The sequence below is a fragment of the Arthrobacter sp. NPDC055585 genome, from assembly GCF_053619115.1.
This window is the reverse complement of the sequence record NZ_JBSHIT010000001.1, coordinates 50,259-69,566: the sequence shown is the minus strand read 5'-3', so window position 1 is coordinate 69,566 and position 19,308 is coordinate 50,259. Positions and strand designations below refer to the sequence as shown.

Genomic DNA, 19,308 nt, shown 5'->3' with positions numbered 1-19,308 from the left:
AGTTTCTGCTATCTCGAGGGGGAGGAGAGCTCGGCGGCGAGGCGCGCGTAGGCCTCCAGCGGATGGAGTTCTCCCGGCACCTGTTCCAGCGAATACCGCACACCCAGGGACTGCGCCGGTGCGGTGCCGAGCAGCTCCGCACGGGGACCGGCGGAGGCCAGCACGGCTGAAGCCTGCCGTCCGGCGAGGGCTTCCGGGCCATAGAGCGCGGCACCCGGAACGGCTGTTCCGGTGAACCGGGCCGGACGCAGCAGGTCCCGGTAACCCAGCCCGTAGGCCAGCACTGCGGTACGTGCCCGGGCACGGTGCATGGCGGACAGGAAGGCATCCTGCCCGGCGGCGTCCAGCGGGGCATCAGCCCCGGCCAGCAGTTCAATGCTTTCCACCACACCCGCACGGGTGCGTTCCACCGTGACGACGGCGATGGATCCTGCCGCGGACCCCGGGCTGCCCGCACTGCCGTATGCGGCTCCGAGGACGATCAGCCGGCTGGGACGCGGTGCACGGCGGTAGCAGTAGTCGGAGAAAGCGGCCTCGTCCCAGATTTCGCTCACCGGTTCGTACAGCCCCCAGCCCAGCGGCGCCGAGCCGGTGACCGCTTCGAAGATCCGTGCGCTGAAGGATCCGGCACGGGTAGAGAGCGACGCCGGGTGCAGCACAGCGGCGCGGACGTGGACGTAGGCGGTGGGGATCCGCTCGGCGGCCAGGAAGTCATCGACAACGGACCCGCCGGGCATCAGATCGGCACCGTTCCAGACCTGCGTCTGGCCGGTCACTGCGTCAAAGAACCCGCCGTCGGAGCCGGTGGCCAGCCACGCGGAGGACTCGCCGTCGAACAGCGCCGAGAGCGGAAGGGTGATGGAGGAAGCAGACGGGGTCAGCAGCACAAAACGCCGGCCGGACTCCACGGCGCCTGCGTGCGCCCGGGCCAGCCAGGGACTCAGCCCCACGACGGGCTGGTCGCAGAACACCATAGCCGTGGACGCGGTGAGGAAATCGTAGGCGGAATCGTGCATCAGGCCCGTACTCCGTCCGGGAGCAGGACCACGCCGCCGGCAAGCCGCGCAATGGCGTGGCTGAGTGCATCGGCCAGCCTGCCGCCGTCGGGCGCCCCTGACGCCGCATACACCTCAAGCCACCACAGCGGTGCGGGCGAACCGGTGCCTTCCGCGGTGAAGAACTCCGGAATGGCGGATCCTGCCGGCGCACTGACTTCCGCGCCCGGATGCAGGCGCATCACCTCGCCCGGGAGCCGGATCAGGCGGGGAAGTTCAATGACCAGAGGGACGCTGTCTCCGTCGAGGATCTCCAGGACCTCCCCGGCGGCGGCTTCGCGCATGCTCATGTCCGGCGTGGTGCTGGCGAGGGCCTCGACGACGGTGCGCCGGTCCGGTTCGCCGGTGCTCACCACCACCCAGCGCGAACTCACTGGCCCGTCCCCACCGAGGTGACAGCGCCGGCCGGATCATTGAGGAACAGCTGGAGCATCTGCACCGGACGGCCGGGCTGGATCAGCTGGGCGCGGCCCGGCGGCAGCACACGGGCCCGGACTCCGTTGATCAGTCCGCCCTCGGTCCGGTCGCCGGAGAGGATCAGGGCGGCGCTGCCGGAGTCGCGCAGTGCTGTGAAGAAAGATTCGTACATGCCCCGGCTGGCGCCCCGGACCCGGCGGGTGAGCACGGCGTGCAGTCCGATTTCCGGGGCGAGCGGCAGGTACGGGGTCAGCCGAGCCAACGGGGAGGAACCGCCCGCCGTCAGGACGTCATAGTCATCGATCACCAGGACGACGCGCGGTGCGGCTGCGACTTCCTCGGGTGAAGCACCTACCCGTTTCTCCAGTTCGGCGGCGACGGCGGCGGCAAGCTTCTCGGCCATGGCAGCACTGGTGGCGTAGCCGCCCAGATAATCTTCCTGCACCTCGCCGGCCAGGGCACGGCGCGGATCAAAGACCGCGAACACAATGTTCTCGGCAGTGTGCTGCGCAGCCAGCGTGCGGACCACGCTGCGGAGCACATTGGACTTGCCCGAGGCGTCATCGCCCACGACCACCAGGTGGTGCTCGCGGCCCTGGAGGTCCAGGTTCTCGGTGCCCAGGTCGGTTTCCCTCAGCCCCAGCGGCACCAGGCCCGGCACCGACGGCACCGCTGCCGGATCCGCCGGCGCCACGGAGGGAAGGACGCGCACGGCCATAGCCCGGCCGTCGGTGGACGCGGCGACAGCAGCCACCAGATCCCGCGTCCCCTGGATGGCGGAACCTTCGTCCGGGTTTCCGTCGATGCGGGGCAGGGCAAGGTGTCCCTGCAGTTTCCGGTCGGTCAGCGCCCGCCCCGGTGTGCCGGGGCTCAGCGCCTCGGCCAGCTTGCGTCCGTGCGCGGATTCGCCGGGATCTGCCAGCCGAAGCTCGATCCGGTTGCCGAAGAAACTCTGCTGTGCAATTCGGATCTCATTCATCCGCGAGCAGGTGACCACCACGTGGATGCCGTAGCCGCCGCCGCGGGAGATCAGTGCGTGGACGGACTTCTCGATGTCCTCGAACTCGTCCGAGAGCTGCCCGTAACCGTCGACCAGCAGCACAATGTCAGCGCTGGGCAGCTCCGGAATCCGGCCCTGGGCATGGAGCGTGCGCAGCGTTCCCAGCGAATCGATCTGGTGCTTCTCGAAAATGCGTTCACGCTGGGCGAGCATCCCGAGGATCTCGTCCACGGTTCGGCGGACCACCTCGCGGTTGGTACGCACCGCCACCCCGCCTACGTGCGGCAGGCCTTCGAGGGGCAGCAGGGAACTGCCCAGCAGGTCCACGGCGTAAATGCCGGCTTCCGACGGCGTGTGGGTCAGTGCCAGGGACGCGGCGATGGTCCGCAGGGCGGTGCTTTTGCCGGTGGAGGGCCCGCCCACAATGGCGGCGTTCCCGCCGTGGGCGGCCAGATCCAGGTTCCAGATGCCCTGCCACTGTTTGGCCGGGTCATCCAGCAGTCCGATGGGGATGGACAGGTTGCCGCCGGCGTTCAGCCGGAGTCCCTGGCTGGTGGTGAGCACCCCGCCAGCCGCCGTATCCAGGGCCAGGCCGCGGGGCAGCGGCGGCAGCCAGATCGGGTCCACGGCGCGCGGGAAGCGGGCAAGGGTGTCCATGAGGGTGGAGAGCACAGTGGGTCCGGTGGTGCGTTTGGCGGACGACGCCGTGGCCGCCGCGGGCGCGCCGCCGCCGTCGCCGGGGGCCTGCAGCGAGGCCGCGTAGCGGGGGACTTCCAGCACTGGAGGCTGTTCGTCCTCGTCTTGTTCCGCGGGGGCTGCAGCGTCTTCCAGCGGGCCGGAGACGTACCCGGCCTTGAACCGGGTGTAGGTGGTGGTGTCCACCTTGAGGTATCCGAAGCCCGGCACGGGCGGAAGGTGGAAGGCATCCGGGGTGTCCAGGACAGTCCTGGACTCGGATTCGGAGAGGGTCCGCAGGCCGATCCGGTAGGAGAGGTACGTGTCCAGGCCGCGCAGTTTGCCGCCCTCGATCCGCTGGCTGGAGAGCAGCAGGTGCACGCCGATGGACCGCCCGATGCGGCCAATGGATAGGAAGAGTTCGATGAAGTCGGGGCGCGCGGTGAGCAGCTCACCGAACTCGTCGATGATGACCACCAGATGGGGCAGCGGCGGGAGCTCTTCGCCCTGCCCCTGCCGGTGTTTGCGGTGCAGCTGGTAATCAGTGATGTTGGCCAGGTTCCCGGCGTCCTTGAGCACTTCCTGACGGCGCTGGATTTCGCCGGAGAGACTGGCGTAGACGCGTTCGATCAGGCTGACGTCGTCGGAGAGGTTAGTGATCACGCCCGTGACCTGCGGCGCGTTCGCAAACGGGGCGAAGGTGGCGCCGCCCTTGTAGTCCACCAGGACCATGGCCAGCAGATCCGGGGGATGTGTGGCGAGCAGGCCCACCACCAGCGACCGGAGCATTTCGGACTTGCCTGAGCCGGTGGCGCCGACGCACAGACCGTGCGGGCCGTGGCCGAACTGGGCGGATTCCTTCAGGTCCAGCAGTGCCGGCCGCCCGCGGTCGTCAGCGCCGAGCGGAACCCGGAGGAAGTCCACCTCGCTGCGCGGCTGCCAGAGCCGGCGGATGTCTGCTTCGTCCAGGTTCGGGGACAGCCCAAGCATGTCCAGGAAGCCTTCGGAGCTGCCCGTGCTCTCGTGTTCCAGGGAATCGGGGGACAGTCGCAGCGGCGCCAGGGAGCGGGCCAGCGACTCCGCGAGGGCGACCGGAAGGGAATCCAGGGTGCCGGTGCCGACCTGCGGATCCACCGGATCTTCACGGTAGTTCTCCAGCACAAAACCGGACTCGGTTTCGGAGATGCGGACGGCCACCTCGCCGGGTTCCTGTCCGCGTTCGGCTGCGAGGAAGACCGTGGTGATGCCCAGCTGCCCGGGCGCGGCCTGGCGGTCCGGCAGCGGCAGCTCCGAGGGCAGCGTGCCGTAGCTGTCGGCCACCACCAGCAGCCGGGGAAGCGCTGAGCCGATGCCGCCGCGCAGGAAGTTCTTGCGGGCTTCCGCAGCCATGTTGGAGCGGCGGGAGAGATCATCCTGCACCAGATCAGCCAGCGCATCCACGCTCGGCGCAATGCGGCGCACCGGACCGGTCCGGTGCGTTTTGTCCTGGTCGGCCAGGTGCGGCAGCCAGGTGGCCCACTCCCAGTCCGCGCGGGTTTCCTCTGGGGAAACCAGGGCGAGGTGCAGGTCTTCGGGGGAGGAGAAAGAAGCCGACTGGAGCAGCAGCAGACGCGCCACCTGCAGTACGAACGGCCGGGACCCGACCACGCTGACCGTTCCGGCGCCGTCCAGGGGCACCGTGACCGGCAGATCGGGGCTGGCCTCGTAGCGGCGCTTGAGGATCTGCAGCTCGGTGGTCATAAAGGTGTCGTCGCGGGCCAGCGCGGAACCGGAGTCCAGGACGGTGATTTCCCGGTTGGTCCTGGTGCCGGTGCCGATGCGGGTCTGCAGGAAATCCTCGTTGTGGCGGCGGCGTTCCCACACGCGGCGGTGGTTGCGGATGATGTCGAAGAGCGCTTCCGGCGGCGGATTGGCGGCACGCGCGACGGCGGCGGCCTCCTGTTCCTGGAGCCGCAGGGTGGTGCGGCAGCGTTCGAGGTATTCAAGGTAGTTCTCGCGCTGCTCCCGGCGGGCGCGTCCCTGCTTGCCGCGCTGGCTGACCATCATCACGATCGAGGCGAGGATGGTTACGATCATCATCAGCGCGCCCACCGCGGCGAGCGGCGAACCGCGGAACAGCATCATGACGGTCATCGAGACGCCTGCGCCGAGCAGCGGCACCAGGGACATCATGTTCATTCCGCCCTTGCCGCCTTCGATCTGCGGCGGCGCGTCCAGGGTGAAGGGATCCATGCTGCGTGCCGGGGGAGTGGTGCGGGCCGGACGGTGCAGCAGCTTCACACTCATGTGCGGGCCCTCCGGCCGGATCCCGCTTCGGCGCGCCGGGCGGCAACGGGTGCGCCGGGCCGGCCGGCTGCGGCGGACGCGGCGGAGAGCACGCGGGCAGCCAGCTCGGTGCCCTGCAGCCGGGTTGCACGGGAAAGCAGCCGCGGCTGGATCTCCACACCAGCAGCCAGGTGCGCGTCATAGTCCAGGTAAGCGGTATCAACGCCGGACCGGGCGAGCCTGCGCGCCTCGGCCTCAGGTTTGAAGGGGCTGCGCGCCGAGGTCCGGGTGAGCAGGACCAGCAGCGGAACCGAGCCAAGATCCGGCCGGGTCCGCCACAGGTCGGCGGCGCGCTCGGCGTCGTCAAGGCCTGCGACGCTGGCGGGAGTGACGAACAGGGCCAGATGGGATTCGCCCAGCGCCCAGCGGACTGCGTCCGGCCCGAGGCCGGGCGGGCAGTCGAACAGGGTGACCGGACAGTAGCGGGAGAGCACCCGGGGAAGATGGGTGACGTCGTCGTCGGCCGTCTTCGTTCCGCCGGGCGGACGGCGTCCGGTGACCAGCAGGTTCTCCGGGCCCGGCGAGGCAAGAAACTCCCGCACCCCTGCCAGCGAACCCGGAATGGTGCGTCCCAGCCGCGCCGCGGCGGCGTCCAGCGACGGTGCCGCAGGAGCGGCCAGGCGCAGCGCGAGCGTTCCGGCTTCGGCCAGGTCCACAGCGGCCGCGGCGTCGGAACGCAGCGAAGCATAGGTGCGGGCCAGCAGGGCGGCGGCCGTGCTCCGGCCTGCGCCGCCGCGGGACCCCACAACGGCGATCCGGCGCCCAGTGGTTACCGGCTGCTGGACGCCGGCCGCGGCCTCGGCCAGCGACTGCGGATAGTCATCGCCGCGGAACATGTCTGCGGCCTGCTGCAGGAACCGGCGGGCCGGACCTTCGGCAGGACGGGTGCGCAGTGTGCGGCGCAGCCGCTGGGGAGTGGACTCAAAACCGTCGCCCTGGGCCGTTGCCGGCGCACCGAAGCCGTCGCCCGAAGTTATCTGTGTCATCTAGAAGCTCTCCAGCAGTTGCGCGAAGATTCCGAACATTCCTGCGGCCAGCGGGACGGATGCGAGGATTGCGAGGGTTTCCAGCCGCTTCGCCGCCAGCCGGAACCGGGCCTGGGCATGATCCGGCAGGTCCAGAGACAAGGCGATCCAGACGGCGGCCGCGAGCACCAGCACCATGACCCCGGGAGCCCAGGGCTGGTCGCTGAACCACCTGCTGCTCCCGGACGCGAGTGCTGCAAGCCCGACGGCGGTCGCGGCATAGAGTGCCAGCCGCTCCGGTGCCAGAGGGAAAGCCCGGGCACGCAGGAACACCGCGAGGGTGAGCACCGCCAGCAGAGGCAGCGACCAGGCCTGCTGCGCTGTATCGGTGCCCAAAAGCCAGAAGCCCAGGGCAGCCGAAGCCGCGGCGGCAGCGGTGCTGACCACCAGGCCGGTGTGTGCGGAGGCGACAGCGACCAGTGCGTCCGGCCGTCCCACCTGGCCACCCTTGGCCCGGCGGTCATCCAGTGCCGCCAGTCCCGAGGCGGCCAGCGCCATGCCGGGGAGCAGGCCGAGCAGCAGCACGCTGGCGATGCCAGCCAGTGCAGCCGCCTGGACGGCACTGCCGGTCAGCAGGGCTGCACCGGTCCATGCCGCGGCAGCAAGGGCGGCCACCAGGGCGCCGGTGTACATGGCTTTTGGCCGACGGTTGGAGGCACCCAGTGCGAGCAGAGCCAGGACTGTTGCAGCAGCCAGAACCAGCCCGGCGCGTCCGTAGTTTCCGTCGTCCATGCTGCCGGTGTGCAGGGCGGACCCGAGTCCGGCAAGCCATCCTGCCGCAAGCGCGGCCGGGCCGGCAGCGGAGCCGGGGCTGCGCCGGGAAACCAGGACTCCTGCCGCTGCGGCGAGGGCAGAGAGGGCGGCGAGCAGCCACCATGCGGCTTCCGGCGCCACTGCCGCGAGGAGCAGCTCTGCTCCTGCCCAGAGCCCGGCTGCTGCGAAGACGCCGGCGGTGGCGTTTTTCCAGTGCCGGTTCCAGCGCCCGCGCACGGCTTCGGTTTCGGCGACCACCAGGTCGGTGACGTCGTACACGATCGGAGCGGGCGGGGCTTCGGAGGCATCGCATAGCTGCAGGGCCGTGCCATCCAGCACCTGGGCCTGCGCCAGGGTGTCCGTAGGAGCAAGTTCGGACCCGTCCGGAGCAACGAGGACCTTGGCGGCGACGTCCGCGGCGGGTTCATCGCCCAGAAGGTCCAGCACCTGCGGCATCAGCGCCGCCACCGGCTGGTCCGAGGGCAGCAGCAGATCCAGATGACGCTGCTGGCCCACCAGTGTCACCCGTGTGTAGGCATGCGCCATGGCTGCCAGGCTCCCGTCTCGTAGCTGAGGTGTTCGATGCTTGTGTTGGCAGGGCCCGTGCTGCTGTCCGTGCCGGCGCCTGCGCCAGCTGCCGATCCGTCGTCGTAGGCCGTTCCGGGACCCGCAGCGGTGCTTTGCTGCTGTTCCTGCTTGGCGCGGTTCTGTTCCAGCAGATTCGTGACAAAGGAGTACCCGACGCAGACAGCTGCGATCAGTGCCGCGACGGCAATGCTGAAGAGGAACAGCTTGACGGTGTCTGCCCAGCGGCGTTCGTTGGGATTGCTTCCGTAGAGCAGGGCCGTAAGCAGCCGGTTCCGGCGGACAGCAACAGACTCAATGAGCTGGTTGTCGTAGTCGCTTGCCACGATGCGTAGTCCCCCAATCACAAGTACGCTCCTTATCCTTACATGCCCCGGCGCCTTTCCCGGCGCGGCCGGGCGGTTATCAACATGGGTAGTTCTCCCCATTGCGGGCCGGTAGATGTGCGGCTTGTATGAGGGGGTACCGCGCGGCGGCCAGGCCACTTACGTGGCAGGGGGACCGGCAGCGGGGGGAATGACCGGACAATTGGCACGCAGGTGCCGGAGGTGGTTTGAGCATGAAATTCGATATGGGGTCATCGACCCTCGGCACACTGACGCAGCAGACGGGACACTCCAATGAGGACCTGGGCCAGCTGGTCCGCAACCTCATGGACGCTGTCACCCCGCTCCAGGGCAAGTTCAACGGCCAGGGCCGGGTGCGCTTCGACGAATTCAAGGCCCGCACGGATGAGATCGCCAATGAGCTCAACAGCTCACTGTCAGCGATCCTGATGGGCCAGTCGGAAATGGACCGTTCCTTCCAAATGGGCGACCAGGAATCCGCGGACAACGCAGCCCAGCAGCAGGGCGCAGCCAGCTTTGACGCAGCACGTTTCGGCTCCTCGCGCTAACTCCCGCCCTTTTACACAGTCTTAGAGAAGGAATCGCCATGTCCCAGGACCGTTTGAGCTATGACACCGACACTTCCGCTGCCGTGCAGGGGGACATCCAGGCCATTGTTGCCCGGCTTGAGTCCCTGATCGGAGAACGGGAGAAGGCCGTGAACGCGGCCATGTCCGATTTCCAGGCCGACGGAGTCTCCGAGGAGTACCAGGCGGTGGAGAACCGCTTCCGCAACGCCGCCAACGAGACCCGCAACATCATTGCCCTGGTCAAGCAGACGCTGAACCTCAACGACCAGACCGCTTCCAGCGCCGGCTCCCGCGCCAGGAGCGCTGTCCAGAACATTGGCTAGCCGGTGAGCTACAACGTCAGCCCCGGCGCCGTGGCCGGTGTCCTCCAGCAGGTAGCCCCCCTGTTGGAGGATTACGGCACAGAATTCACGGCTGTGGGGGAGAGAATCAGCGAGCTGGCCACAGCCTGCATGGCCGAGCCGGTGGCAGCCGAACTGGGCGCACTGACGGAGAAGCTGATCAACCCGGCGTTTACGAACATTGCCGGCCGCTCCTCAAACGCCGTGAACGCCGTCAACAACGTACTGAACATCCTGCTGGAAGCGGACGCACAGATGGACGCCGATGCCCGCGAGGCTTCAATACGCGCGGCTCAGGCTGCCGCAGACGATCCGCCGCCGGCTCCGGAACCTGCGGCCCACTACGGGCCGGGTCCGCAAGCCGTCTAGTCCTGCCGCAGGCGCACCAGCACTCGTATCCAGTTCAAACCGGGGGAATCCATTGAGCATCGACATCGCAGCATTCGAAGCTGTGCTGCCGGATCCGGAAGCGATCCGGGCAGCCGCCGCCGCGCTCGTCAGCGCCGTCGGCGAGGTCGTGGACACCGCGGAGGAATCGGCCGTCGCATGGGGACACCTGCAGTCACCGGATGTTTACGACATTGCCGGTTCCGAAGTGGTGTTCAACGCTTTCCGCCCGGTTACGTCCTCCGCCACAGATCTCGATTCGGACGTTGGCACCGTCGATACAGCGGTCCTGGCCTACGCGGATACCGTGGACTCCCTCAAGCTGCGGCTGGACGCGGTTAAAGCCGACGCTGCAAACTTCTTCTCCCGGATTCGCGGCCGAAGCCAGGATGACTGGGACGACGACGAAGGCGTGATCCAGGCCGAGCAGAACATCATCGGCGACCTGAACCGGCTGTACTCAGATCTCCAGGAAGCCCAGCGCGTCTGCGCCAACGCGATCAGCGCCATCTACGGCGGCCCGAAGTATGTGCTGACCACCGAAGAAGGCGCCGGGACCGGCGAAGTGGAGTTCGGCTTCAGCGGGGAACAGCTCGACGCCGCAGCGGTGGAGGGCAACGTGCCCTGGGGACAGCCCACCGAATGGGACAAACCCTGGTACCGGGACGCCTGGGACGGGGTGGCGTCCTTTGGCAAGGGTGTGTGGAGCGGTGTTACCGGCACCGTCACCGGGCTCGGCAACATGGTTGGGCTCGGCGGCGCGGAGGCCTTTGAACAGACCTGGAAGGGCCTGGGTAACCTCGCGGTCAACCTGGCCATCGTGACCAGCCCTGTGGTCCAGATTGCCCTGCACGCCAGCGGTAACAGTGACCGTGTTCGGCAGGCGGGGGATGAGCTGCTGGCAGTTGGCAAGGCTGCCATCCACTGGGACGAGTGGCAGACCGATCCCGCGTACGCTGCCGGAGCGACGTCGTTCGACCTGGCTACGATCCTGCTCACAGCCGGTGCCGGTGCCACGGCGAAGGTCGGTTCGGTAGCGGGGAAGATCGGCGATGTCGCCAATGCCTCGGGCAAGGTCTCGGCCGTGGTGAATGCCACCGGTATCGGCAAGGTAGCCGGGGTGACGGTGAAGGTCACCGACGCCGCGCAGGCATTCAAGATCAACGCCATCACCACGGTGGTGGACACCTCCCGCGTGACCGTCGGGAAGGTCGGCGCTGCGTGGCAGGCAGCGGATCAGTTCCTGATCGACTCGGGCCGGGCGGCCGTGAACAAGGTGGATACTGTGCTGGCCAATGCCGGGCACGGCCGTTTTGGCACTCCTGCGCTGGCTGGTGCCGGCGGGGCAGGCCCCCGCGTCATGGCCTTCACTCCGGACACTCCGCCGGCCCGCACCGGCGGCGGTTCGGGTGCCGGGTCCACGGTCCCGCATTCGACGGCGACACCGGATGCCCCGGTGCGCACGAACGTTCCTGAGTCCTCCGGTAACGGCCGGTCATCTGCACCGGATGTCCCAGCGCGCGGCAACGGTTCTGGCGCAGAGCCGCCGTCGGGCAAGCCTGGCCATGCCGTCCCGGAGGACCGCACGCCGTCGAGCAACACAACGGAGACGTCTGCTCCAGCGGGACGTGTGCATGGCGACGACGCCCGTCCGGGTGGAAAGGGCGATGCCGACGATGTGCCCCCTGGTGCTGCTGCGGTTGACGATGCTGCCGGTGGACCGCGGAACGGTGACGCTGATTCGCCCGCGTCAGCTGATGCGCCGGATGCAATGGATGCGCCTGCGCCCAAGCCGGTTGTGCACTACGACGCTGAAGGTCGGGCCGAGAAGGTGGACCTCGGGGAACGTACGCACACTGTCTCGACCCGGAATGACCAGATTGCGCAGCTGCAGCGTTCCCTGGATCCTGCGACGTGGAAGAACACCGACGATTTCCTTGGGACCCATCTTTCGCCGGCAGAGTTCCAGACCCTGGATGGGCTGCGCGGCCCGGACGGCAAGCTGCCGCCGAATGTGGTGGAGTCCCAGGTTGCTGACCTGTTGGAGAAGGCCTTCGCCGGCGAGGCCCGGGGACCGGTTCACCCTGGTGCCGGCCCGCTGGAGAATGCACTGCGCGGAATCCCGACTCGCTATTACTACGACCTGACCGATGCACAGGCGATTATGGTCCACGATGTCCGGCATTTGCTGGGCAGCGGCGACATCAGCCAGCCGTTCCAGAAGATCATGGGCGCTGACGATGCCCGCGTTGTCCTAGCCAATGAGGACCGCTTTGCAGGCAGTATGGGCGGGTTCATCTCGCAGGCGTCCGACACCGCCTTACTGCGAACAGTAGACGAGATTATCCTGGGCCTGCGGTTGGACTACGTTCTTCCCGACGGCAGCATGCCTTACAAGGTCGGAGGAACTGAAGCTGTTTATGCGGTCCGGTTCCACGCAGAAAAGGCGGCACCTATCCACATCCCTGACTATTCCAACCATCTCCGCGTCGAGGAGCTGCGCCGTGACCGGGTCGCAGAGCAGATCAGAGAAGCCGACGGAGCGCTCACGCCCGAAGATATCCGGCTCATGGAGCAGGACATCGCAATCTACCGGGAACACGCGAATACCGAATCAGGGGCAGGAACACTTGCTGACCGCGCGGAATGGCCGAACACCGGCCACGGCCTAACGAGCAGCAGGGTGGACGCTTTGCCTGTGGTTCCGGAACTCAAGGTCGACAGGGGTGTGATAATGGAATCGGGCGCGGAAATGTGGCGGATCGACAGAGACGGGAACGAAGTATTAGTGGGAGTCTTTAATCAAAAAACCGGATGGGTAAGCCTGTAATTATGTGGAGAAGAGATGGGTCAAAACTCACGGGAAATTACGGGACATGGAAGGGGCAAGAGTTCGAGCTGTGGTCTCTGAAACCATATGAGGGGTATCTGACCCTGGTTCAGAACGGCGGCGACTCACCGGGCCCGGAATGGCATACTGCGACCTTTCCCAACCGATTTGCAAAGACCCCTCTTGCCCACAGCCTCGATGTCCCGGCAGGAGAAGTTACCAACCGTCACAGTGTTGAGGTGACTGGGAATATGGGCCGGGGACGTAACTTTGTGGTCATCGCGGAAGATGATGAGGGGAAGCTGGCCGTGCAAAGTATTGACCCGATGGCGACGCAGTACAAGCGTCAACTCATCAACAACCACAATTTCACGCCGTTTAGCGAGAATGAACCATTGGAATACGTATTCGTTGCCGGCTGGCTTCCCGCAGACCGGGTTCGGGATATCAGAGTAGAAACTATTCCGTTTGGCACGGACTGATTGATCTACCGAGGGGCAGCAGTGGCTTATTTTCAGAAGGCTTTGAGTCCGGTGCAGGTTGATTTTCTGGTGGGTGGTAACCGGGATACGGTTTCGGGGTTTGTGGTGAATGCCGGGGATGCGGCGGATGCGCGGACGCCGGAGGACTTGTTTGCTGTTCATGGCCTGGATTTCCCGGGGTCGCCGTGGGACCGGGCTGCCGGGTACGTTGATGTGCTGCGGTTCCAGGTGCCGTTGTCCGTTTATGTGCACGATGCGGCAGGTCCGGAGTTTGTGGACCGTCCACCGTTTACGGGGACGGGTTTCGCGGCGTGGTCCGGTGGTGTGGTTCCGGTGTATTTCCTGGATGAATGTGCCATTCCGCCGGGAGCTGAGCTGTGGCGGATCCGGGCCGGGCAGCCTGAGGAACTGATTGCCGTCTATTTTGAGGTGGCGACCGGCTGGGGTGTATCCGATGCCTCGGGGATTTCCCGGCCTGGTGCTCATATGCCGTCGCACATTATGGGCTGGTCGGCGGTGTGGCAGGGGCAGGTGTTCCGTGCTGATTTGGTGGACGAGGGCCGTTCCGTTGAAGTGGCGGCTACATCGGATCCCGGAGCGGAGGGTTTTGAGCGGACCCCGAAGGGGGTTTGGCGCCGGACGGTAGGGCTGGGGGAGATTCAGGACTTCTATGAGCTGCTGGCGACGTGTTCGTGGCAGGGGGAGCCGTTCAGGATCACCGACGTTGCCCAGGGTAGGGACGGGCAGGTCTACCGGTTGTTCTATACCGGGCATAACGCGGACCGGGCTGAGGCTTTGGGGCTGAACAAGGCTGATGCCGGGGTGTATTGGACGGTGGTGCCGGCGTCGCAGGCGCAGGATGTTCAGGTGATCCAGAACCGGTTGCCGTCCCTGGCATTCCGGGGGTGACCCGGTGACTAGATTACGGCTGGTGCCACCACTCCCCGATACCGGAGAGGAGAGGGCAGCCGAGCCAGAGTGCCGGCGCGCACAGCGATACTTGCCCAACGGGATGCGGGTCCCGGGAATGTACGGTGTGCTGCAGGGGGACAGATTCACCGCGGAGAGATCCCGGAAATCACTATCGCCGGACCGGGTGACTATCACGGAAAGTTTCGTTGGGAAGACCTCTCCGACTTCGTTCTGACCGAGCACGATCTGCTGACGCGCTAAGGCATTCCTGCAGCGCGGCCCTCCAGGACCTCCCGCTCCCGGTCGTTGCGCGCCAGCGCAGCAGCAGTACTGAATTCAGTCCGTGCCTCTTCGACCCGGCCGAGGCGGGACAGCAGTTCACCCCGCACGCTGGGCAGCAGATATGAACCGCGGAGCGCACCCGTGGCAGCAAGCCGGTCCACGATCTCCAGCGCCGTCGCCGGACCGGTGGCCATGGATACCGCCACCGCGCGGTTCAGCTCCACTACAGGAGACGGTGCCATCCGGCCCAAAGCCTCATACAGCAACACGATCCGCTGCCAGTTCGTACCCTCGACACTCGGCGCAACCGCATGGCACTGCGCAATCGCAGCCTGCAGCGCATAGTTGCCCCGGCCCCGCCCCAGAGCATCAGCCTGAGCCAGGGCAGCCCGTCCGCGCTCAATCTGGGCGCGGTCCCACAGCGTGCGGTCCTGGTCGGCCAGCAGCACGGGTGACCCATCCGCAAGCGTTCTGCCGCGGAACCTGGACGCCTGGAACTCCATCAGCGCTACCAGGGCGAGCGCCTCCGGCTCCCGCGGAACAAGCCGGGACAGCAGCCGGCCCAACCTCAGTGCCTCTGCTGCAAGGTCCTGGCGCATCCACGACTGTCCGGCAGACGCCGCGTACCCCTCCGTGAACAGAAGGTAGATCACCGCGAGCACCCCGCCGAGACGGGCTCCCCATTCATTCGGTTCCGGCACATCGAAAGGAACCCGGGCGGCGGCCAGGGTCTTCTTTGCCCGGACAATCCGCTGCTGCACCGCAGCCACCGGAACCAGGAACAGCCGCGCGATCTCCCCGGTGGACAGTCCGCCCACAATCCGCAGGGTCAACGCCACCTGCGCTTCACGGGACAGCACCGGATGACAGGCCACAAAAATCAGTTTCAGGACGTCGTCCGGCAGCGGATCCCATGCCGGGGCGGCTTCGTCCCGGAGCTCCCTGCCGAGATCCGCGTAATGCTCCTCGAGACGCTCCGCCCGCCGCCAGGCATCAATCGCGCGGCGCTTGGCGACGGAGGTCAACCACGCAGCCGGGTTCCGCGGCACGCCCCCAGCTGGCCAGGAGGCCAGCGCCTCAGCCACTGCTTCCTGGGCAACGTCCTCCGCCAGACCCAGATCCCCGGTGGCACGGGCCAGGGCCGCGACAATCCCGGCACCGTCAATCCGCCACACGGCGTCTATCCGGTGGCGGACTGCCGCCGCGTCCTCACCAGCCGTCTCCTCACCCGCCGGGACCCCGCTGCCTGCATCCGCCACGGCGCTAGGGGTTCTCTGCGCGCAGCTTCTCTTCCTGCGCGCGCCACCCTTCTTCCTTCTGGATGTACTCGTTGTCAGCGAAGTCCTCAAAGTCAGAGGCATCGGTAACCCGCCGGACTTCCAGCTTGGCGCCGGGGCCAAGCGGGCACCGGCTGGCCCACTCCACAGCCTCCTCCTTCGAGGAAGCCTGGATGATCCAGAATCCGTTGAAGAGCTCGTGGGTCTCGCCGTACGGGCCGTCGGTGATCAGCGGCGGGTCCTGGGCGAAGTCCACCAGGAAGTTGGCATCCTCCGTTGCCTCGGCCAGTCCTTCGCCGGCCAGCAGGACACCGGCGTTGATCATCGACTCGTTGTAGGCGCCCATGGCGTTGATGATTTCTTCAAACGGCATGTCCTTGGATGCTTCAACGGCCGAATCAGTGGTCCGCATAATCATCATGTACTTCATGGCATTCTCCTGACCTCTAGAGGGAGCGCTCGGTGCAGCTCCTACTATGCCGTCGAACGGGCCGCATGGATATCGACAACCATCGGGAAGTTTTTTGCCGGACCCGGGACGCGCGGCAGCCGGCGGGCACCGCAAAGCTCCCGCCGCCGTCGCACATACGGCAAGATTGGGTAGGTGAGCACAGCCAAGACCTCCCCCGAAGAAGCCGTCGACGCCGTCAGCACGGATACCCCTCCCAGCGACAGTCTGCGCGAAGAGTACGAGACCCTTTCCGACCAGGTCCGGAAGTACCGCTTCGCGTACTACAACGAGGACGCCCCGCTGGTCTCCGACGCCGAGTTCGATGAGCTTTACCGCCGGCTCGAGAAGCTCGAGGCACTCCATCCCGAACTGGTGACCAACGATTCCCCCACCCAGGAAGTCGGCGGCGAAGTATCCGCGGCGTTCGCCCCGGTGGAACACCTCTCCCGGATGTACAGCCTGGAAGACGTGTTCTCACTGGATGAACTCGATGCGTGGGTCAAGCGCGCCGAAGCCTCCATCGCGTCCATCGCACCGGGGTCGAAGGTCCGGTGGCTGACCGAACTCAAGATCGACGGTCTGGCGGTGAACCTGCTGTACCGCAACGGCGAGCTGGTCCGGGCCGCCACCCGCGGCGACGGTACCACCGGTGAGGACATCACCCACAACGTGCTCACGATTGACTCCATCCCGCGCCGCCTCCAGGGGGAGAACCTTCCCGCCGAGGTCGAGATCCGCGGCGAAGTCTTTATCCCGTCCAAGGAGTTCACGCGGCTCAACGAGAAAATGGTCGACGCCGGGAAGGCGCCGTTCGCGAATCCCCGCAACGCTGCCGCCGGGTCGCTGCGGCAAAAAGACCCGAAGGTCACCGCGGAGCGTCCGCTGAGCATGTACGTGCACGGCATCGGTGCTCGCGAAGGCCTGGGAGCCGCCAGCCAGTCGGAGACCTACGAGCTCCTCAAGGCCTGGGGCCTGCCCACCTCGCCCTACTACAAGGTGCTGGACACCTATGACGAGGTGCTGGAGTTCATCGCCACCAACGGCGAGCACCGGCACAGCCTGGCCCACGAGATCGACGGCATTGTGGTCAAGGTGGACGATTTCGCCCTGCAGCGCGCGCTCGGCCACACCTCCCGGGTGCCCCGCTGGTCCGTGGCGTACAAGTATCCGCCTGAGGAAGTGAACACCAAGCTGCTGGACATCCGGGTGAACGTGGGCCGCACCGGCCGCGTTACCCCGTACGGAATGATGGAGCCGGTCAAGGTGGCCGGGTCCACCGTGGAGATGGCCACCCTGCACAACCAGGACGTGGTGAAGGCCAAAGGCGTGAAGATCGGCGACACCGTGGTCCTGCGCAAGGCAGGGGACGTTATCCCGGAAATCGTGGGACCCGTCACCGCACTCCGCGACGGCAGCGAACGGGACTTTGTGATGCCCACGCACTGCCCCTCCTGCGGCACCGCGCTGAAACCGTCCAAGGAAGGCGATGTGGACATCCGCTGTCCCAACGCCCGTTCCTGCCCGTCCCAGCTGCGCGAGCGGGTGTTCCACCTGGCCGGCCGCGGAGCCTTCGATATTGAGGCCCTGGGCTGGGAAGCTGCCATCGCGCTGACCTCGCCCGCCGAACCGGAGAACGCGCCGCTGACCAGCGAGGCACGCCTGTTCGACCTGAAAATCGAAGATCTGGCAGACGTTCGGATCGAACGGCCCAAGCGCTCCAAGGGCGTAGTAGTGGGTACCGAGCTGGTGCCGTACTTCTACACGAAGGGCACCGCGAAGAAGCCGTCCGAGCCCTCCGCCAACACCCGCAAGCTCTTCGAGGAGCTCGAGAAGGCCAAATCGCAGCCGCTCTGGCGCGTCCTGGTGGCCCTGTCCATCCGGCATGTGGGCCCGACTGCGGCACGCGCCCTCGCCACCGCGTTCGGCTCCATGGAGAACATCCGGGCAGCCACGGAAGAGCAGCTTGCGCACGTGGACGGCGTGGGTCCGACCATCGCTGCGGCGCTGGAAGAATGGTTCGCCGAGGACTGGCACGTTGAAATCGTCGACTCCTGGGCCCGTGCGGGCGTGCGGATGGCTGACGAACGGGATGACTCCCAGCCCCGGACCCTGGAAGGCCTCACCGTCGTCGTCACCGGTACCCTGCCGAACTTCAGCCGGGACGAAGCCAAGGAAGCAATCATCACCCGCGGCGGCAAAGCCTCGGGCTCCGTCTCGAAGAAGACCGACTACCTGGTGGCGGGGGAGAACGCCGGCACCAAGCTGGACAAGGCCGAGTCGCTGGGGGTTCCCGTGCTGGACGAGGACGGGTTCCGGCAACTGCTTGAAAACGGACCGCTGGACTCAGCTCCGGCGGACAACGCAGAAGACACCGCAGAGGACGAGGAAACCACGCCATGACCCAAGCACCCGCACCCGATCCGCTGGAACTGCTCGACGTCGCCCGGCAGGCTGCCGCCGCCGGAGCCGCCGTGCTGGCCAAACGCTCGGAGGCGGGGCTGCACGTCGAGAACAAGGGAGCCTCCGGCGACTGGGTCACCGCCTATGACACCGAGGCCGAGTACGCCGTCCGGGAAGTGATCAACCGGCTGCGTCCCTTCGACACAGTGACCGGCGAGGAACTTGAAGCCAGCGTTCCCGAGGAACCCTCCGGCATCCGCTGGTCAGTGGACCCGCTGGACGGAACCACCAATTTCATCCGCAACATTCCCTTCTACGCCACCTCCGTGGCCGCGGTGAACGCCAACGGCGAGTGGCTGTCCGGTGTGGTCCACGCCCCGGCGCTGGTTCGTGTCTACTGGGCCGCGAAGGGCCACGGCGCCTGGCTGGCAGAGCACGGCACCCTGCGGCAGCTCCACGGACCGGACCCCGAGCGGACGGGCAAGCTGCTGGGCACGGGATTCTCCTACGAACCGGAGGTCCGGACCGAACAGTACGCCGGGCTCGCGGAGCTCATGGACGGCTATGCCGACCTGCGCCGGCTCGGGTCCGCGGCGCTGGATCTGTGCATGGTGGCTGACGGCACCCTGGATGCCTACGCGGAGCGCGGCCTGAACGAGCACGACTTCGCCGCCGGCGCACTTATCGCGGAGGAAGCTGGCCTCACGGTGGGCCGTCCAGGTTCCCCGGACCGCAGGATGGACGACGCCGAGCGGCTGGCTGCCGTGACTACGGCGTGGACCGCGGCACCGTCCTAACCGGATCCAGGCGCGCCATGGATGTCTGAGTGGTCTTCGCTCCGCTCAGAGTGCGGGGCGCCGATCAGATGAAGCAGCCGGTGCAGTGAATCATCCACAATCCGGTAGTGGTGTTCCCGGCCAACCTTCGCCGCCTCCACCCATTCGCGGTCGCGCAGCCTGCGCAGCGACTGGCTGACTACGGTCTGTGAGACTCCGGAGGCCTCAGCCAGACGGGTCACGGTAATGCCGGGGCTGAAGTGCAGGCACAGCAGCAGCTGCAGCCGGGTGGGGTCTGAAACCAGTTCAAACCGGGTGGACCAGGCCGGAACATCAACGGCGTCCAAGGCACGGGAGATGGGATCTCCCAAGGTCCCGCCGGGAGGGGCTCCCATGCTCCACGTCCCTTCCAGGTTGCG

General features: G+C 66.9%; 17 protein-coding genes. 8 read left to right on the top strand and 9 right to left on the bottom strand.

Annotated elements, in window-relative coordinates; all coding sequences use genetic code 11:
* Positions 1 to 8: 8 nt before the first annotated feature.
* Genes ACWGQ2_RS00330 through ACWGQ2_RS00305 form a run of 6 tightly spaced genes read right to left on the bottom strand, consistent with a single transcriptional unit; the run spans position 9 to position 8,182 of the window.
* Positions 9 to 1,016 carry a DUF6177 family protein gene (locus ACWGQ2_RS00330; protein WP_452013084.1) on the bottom strand — a complete coding sequence of 336 codons (1,008 nt, stop codon included), beginning with the start codon at positions 1,014 to 1,016 and terminating at the stop codon, positions 9 to 11.
* Positions 1,016 to 1,429: a hypothetical protein gene (locus tag ACWGQ2_RS00325; RefSeq protein ID WP_452013082.1), complete on the bottom strand. Its 414-nt coding sequence runs from the start codon at positions 1,427 to 1,429 to the stop codon at positions 1,016 to 1,018. Before ACWGQ2_RS00325 ends, ACWGQ2_RS00330 begins: the two co-directional genes overlap by 1 nt.
* Positions 1,426 to 5,433 (bottom strand): type VII secretion protein EccCa, encoded by a 4,008-nt coding sequence (gene eccCa / locus ACWGQ2_RS00320; protein WP_452013079.1) that lies wholly within the window; start codon positions 5,431 to 5,433, stop codon positions 1,426 to 1,428. Before eccCa ends, ACWGQ2_RS00325 begins: the two co-directional genes overlap by 4 nt.
* On the bottom strand, positions 5,430 to 6,458 hold the full coding sequence (locus tag ACWGQ2_RS00315; RefSeq protein ID WP_452013077.1) for a MinD/ParA family ATP-binding protein: 1,029 nt from the start codon (positions 6,456 to 6,458) through the stop codon (positions 5,430 to 5,432). Before ACWGQ2_RS00315 ends, eccCa begins: the two co-directional genes overlap by 4 nt.
* Positions 6,459 to 7,796, bottom strand: a complete 1,338-nt coding sequence (eccD, locus tag ACWGQ2_RS00310; protein WP_452013075.1) for a type VII secretion integral membrane protein EccD — start codon at positions 7,794 to 7,796, stop codon at positions 6,459 to 6,461.
* Entirely contained in the window at positions 7,772 to 8,182 is a 411-nt protein-coding gene (locus ACWGQ2_RS00305) for a hypothetical protein (RefSeq protein WP_452013073.1), read from the bottom strand. The genes eccD and ACWGQ2_RS00305 overlap by 25 nt, the downstream gene beginning before the upstream one ends.
* A 212-nt stretch (positions 8,183 to 8,394) precedes the next feature.
* Between ACWGQ2_RS00305 and ACWGQ2_RS00300 the strand changes: the two genes are divergently transcribed.
* Genes ACWGQ2_RS00300 through ACWGQ2_RS00275 form a run of 6 tightly spaced genes read left to right on the top strand, consistent with a single transcriptional unit; the run spans position 8,395 to position 13,700 of the window.
* Complete coding sequence (locus tag ACWGQ2_RS00300; protein WP_055240353.1) at positions 8,395 to 8,730, top strand: hypothetical protein; 336 nt, start codon at positions 8,395 to 8,397, stop codon at positions 8,728 to 8,730.
* Between the two features lie 38 nt (positions 8,731 to 8,768).
* Positions 8,769 to 9,074 carry a pore-forming ESAT-6 family protein gene (locus tag ACWGQ2_RS00295; protein WP_055240354.1) on the top strand — a complete coding sequence of 102 codons (306 nt, stop codon included), beginning with the start codon at positions 8,769 to 8,771 and terminating at the stop codon, positions 9,072 to 9,074.
* A gap of 3 nt (positions 9,075 to 9,077) precedes the next feature.
* Positions 9,078 to 9,461: a DUF6507 family protein gene (locus ACWGQ2_RS00290; protein ID WP_452013070.1), complete on the top strand. Its 384-nt coding sequence runs from the start codon at positions 9,078 to 9,080 to the stop codon at positions 9,459 to 9,461.
* 52 nt (positions 9,462 to 9,513) lie between these two features.
* Positions 9,514 to 12,309 carry a hypothetical protein gene (locus tag ACWGQ2_RS00285; protein WP_452013068.1) on the top strand — a complete coding sequence of 932 codons (2,796 nt, stop codon included), beginning with the start codon at positions 9,514 to 9,516 and terminating at the stop codon, positions 12,307 to 12,309.
* Positions 12,294 to 12,791: a hypothetical protein gene (locus tag ACWGQ2_RS00280; protein WP_452013066.1), complete on the top strand. Its 498-nt coding sequence runs from the start codon at positions 12,294 to 12,296 to the stop codon at positions 12,789 to 12,791. The genes ACWGQ2_RS00285 and ACWGQ2_RS00280 overlap by 16 nt, the downstream gene beginning before the upstream one ends.
* A 51-nt stretch (positions 12,792 to 12,842) precedes the next feature.
* Positions 12,843 to 13,700, top strand: a complete 858-nt coding sequence (locus ACWGQ2_RS00275) for a hypothetical protein (RefSeq protein WP_452013063.1) — start codon at positions 12,843 to 12,845, stop codon at positions 13,698 to 13,700.
* 260 nt (positions 13,701 to 13,960) lie between these two features.
* Here ACWGQ2_RS00275 and ACWGQ2_RS00270 read toward each other — a convergent pair whose 3' ends face one another.
* Entirely contained in the window at positions 13,961 to 15,169 is a 1,209-nt protein-coding gene (locus tag ACWGQ2_RS00270; RefSeq protein WP_452014453.1) for an RNA polymerase sigma factor, read from the bottom strand.
* Between the two features lie 79 nt (positions 15,170 to 15,248).
* A complete protein-coding gene (locus ACWGQ2_RS00265; protein WP_452013060.1) occupies positions 15,249 to 15,692 on the bottom strand; it encodes a YciI family protein in 444 nt (147 codons plus the stop codon).
* 174 nt (positions 15,693 to 15,866) lie between these two features.
* On the opposite strand from ACWGQ2_RS00265, the gene ligA reads away from it, so the two are divergent.
* Together ligA and ACWGQ2_RS00255 are read left to right on the top strand one after the other, a co-directional pair.
* Positions 15,867 to 18,113: an NAD-dependent DNA ligase LigA gene (ligA, locus tag ACWGQ2_RS00260; RefSeq protein WP_452013058.1), complete on the top strand. Its 2,247-nt coding sequence runs from the start codon at positions 15,867 to 15,869 to the stop codon at positions 18,111 to 18,113.
* On the top strand, positions 18,110 to 18,910 hold the full coding sequence (locus ACWGQ2_RS00255; protein WP_452013056.1) for an inositol monophosphatase family protein: 801 nt from the start codon (positions 18,110 to 18,112) through the stop codon (positions 18,908 to 18,910). Before ligA ends, ACWGQ2_RS00255 begins: the two co-directional genes overlap by 4 nt.
* On the opposite strand, the gene ACWGQ2_RS00250 is transcribed toward ACWGQ2_RS00255, so the two are convergent.
* Positions 18,907 to 19,284, bottom strand: a complete 378-nt coding sequence (locus ACWGQ2_RS00250) for an ArsR/SmtB family transcription factor (protein ID WP_452013054.1) — start codon at positions 19,282 to 19,284, stop codon at positions 18,907 to 18,909. The two genes, ACWGQ2_RS00255 and ACWGQ2_RS00250, sit on opposite strands and share 4 nt — an antisense overlap.
* Positions 19,285 to 19,308 lie beyond the last annotated feature (24 nt).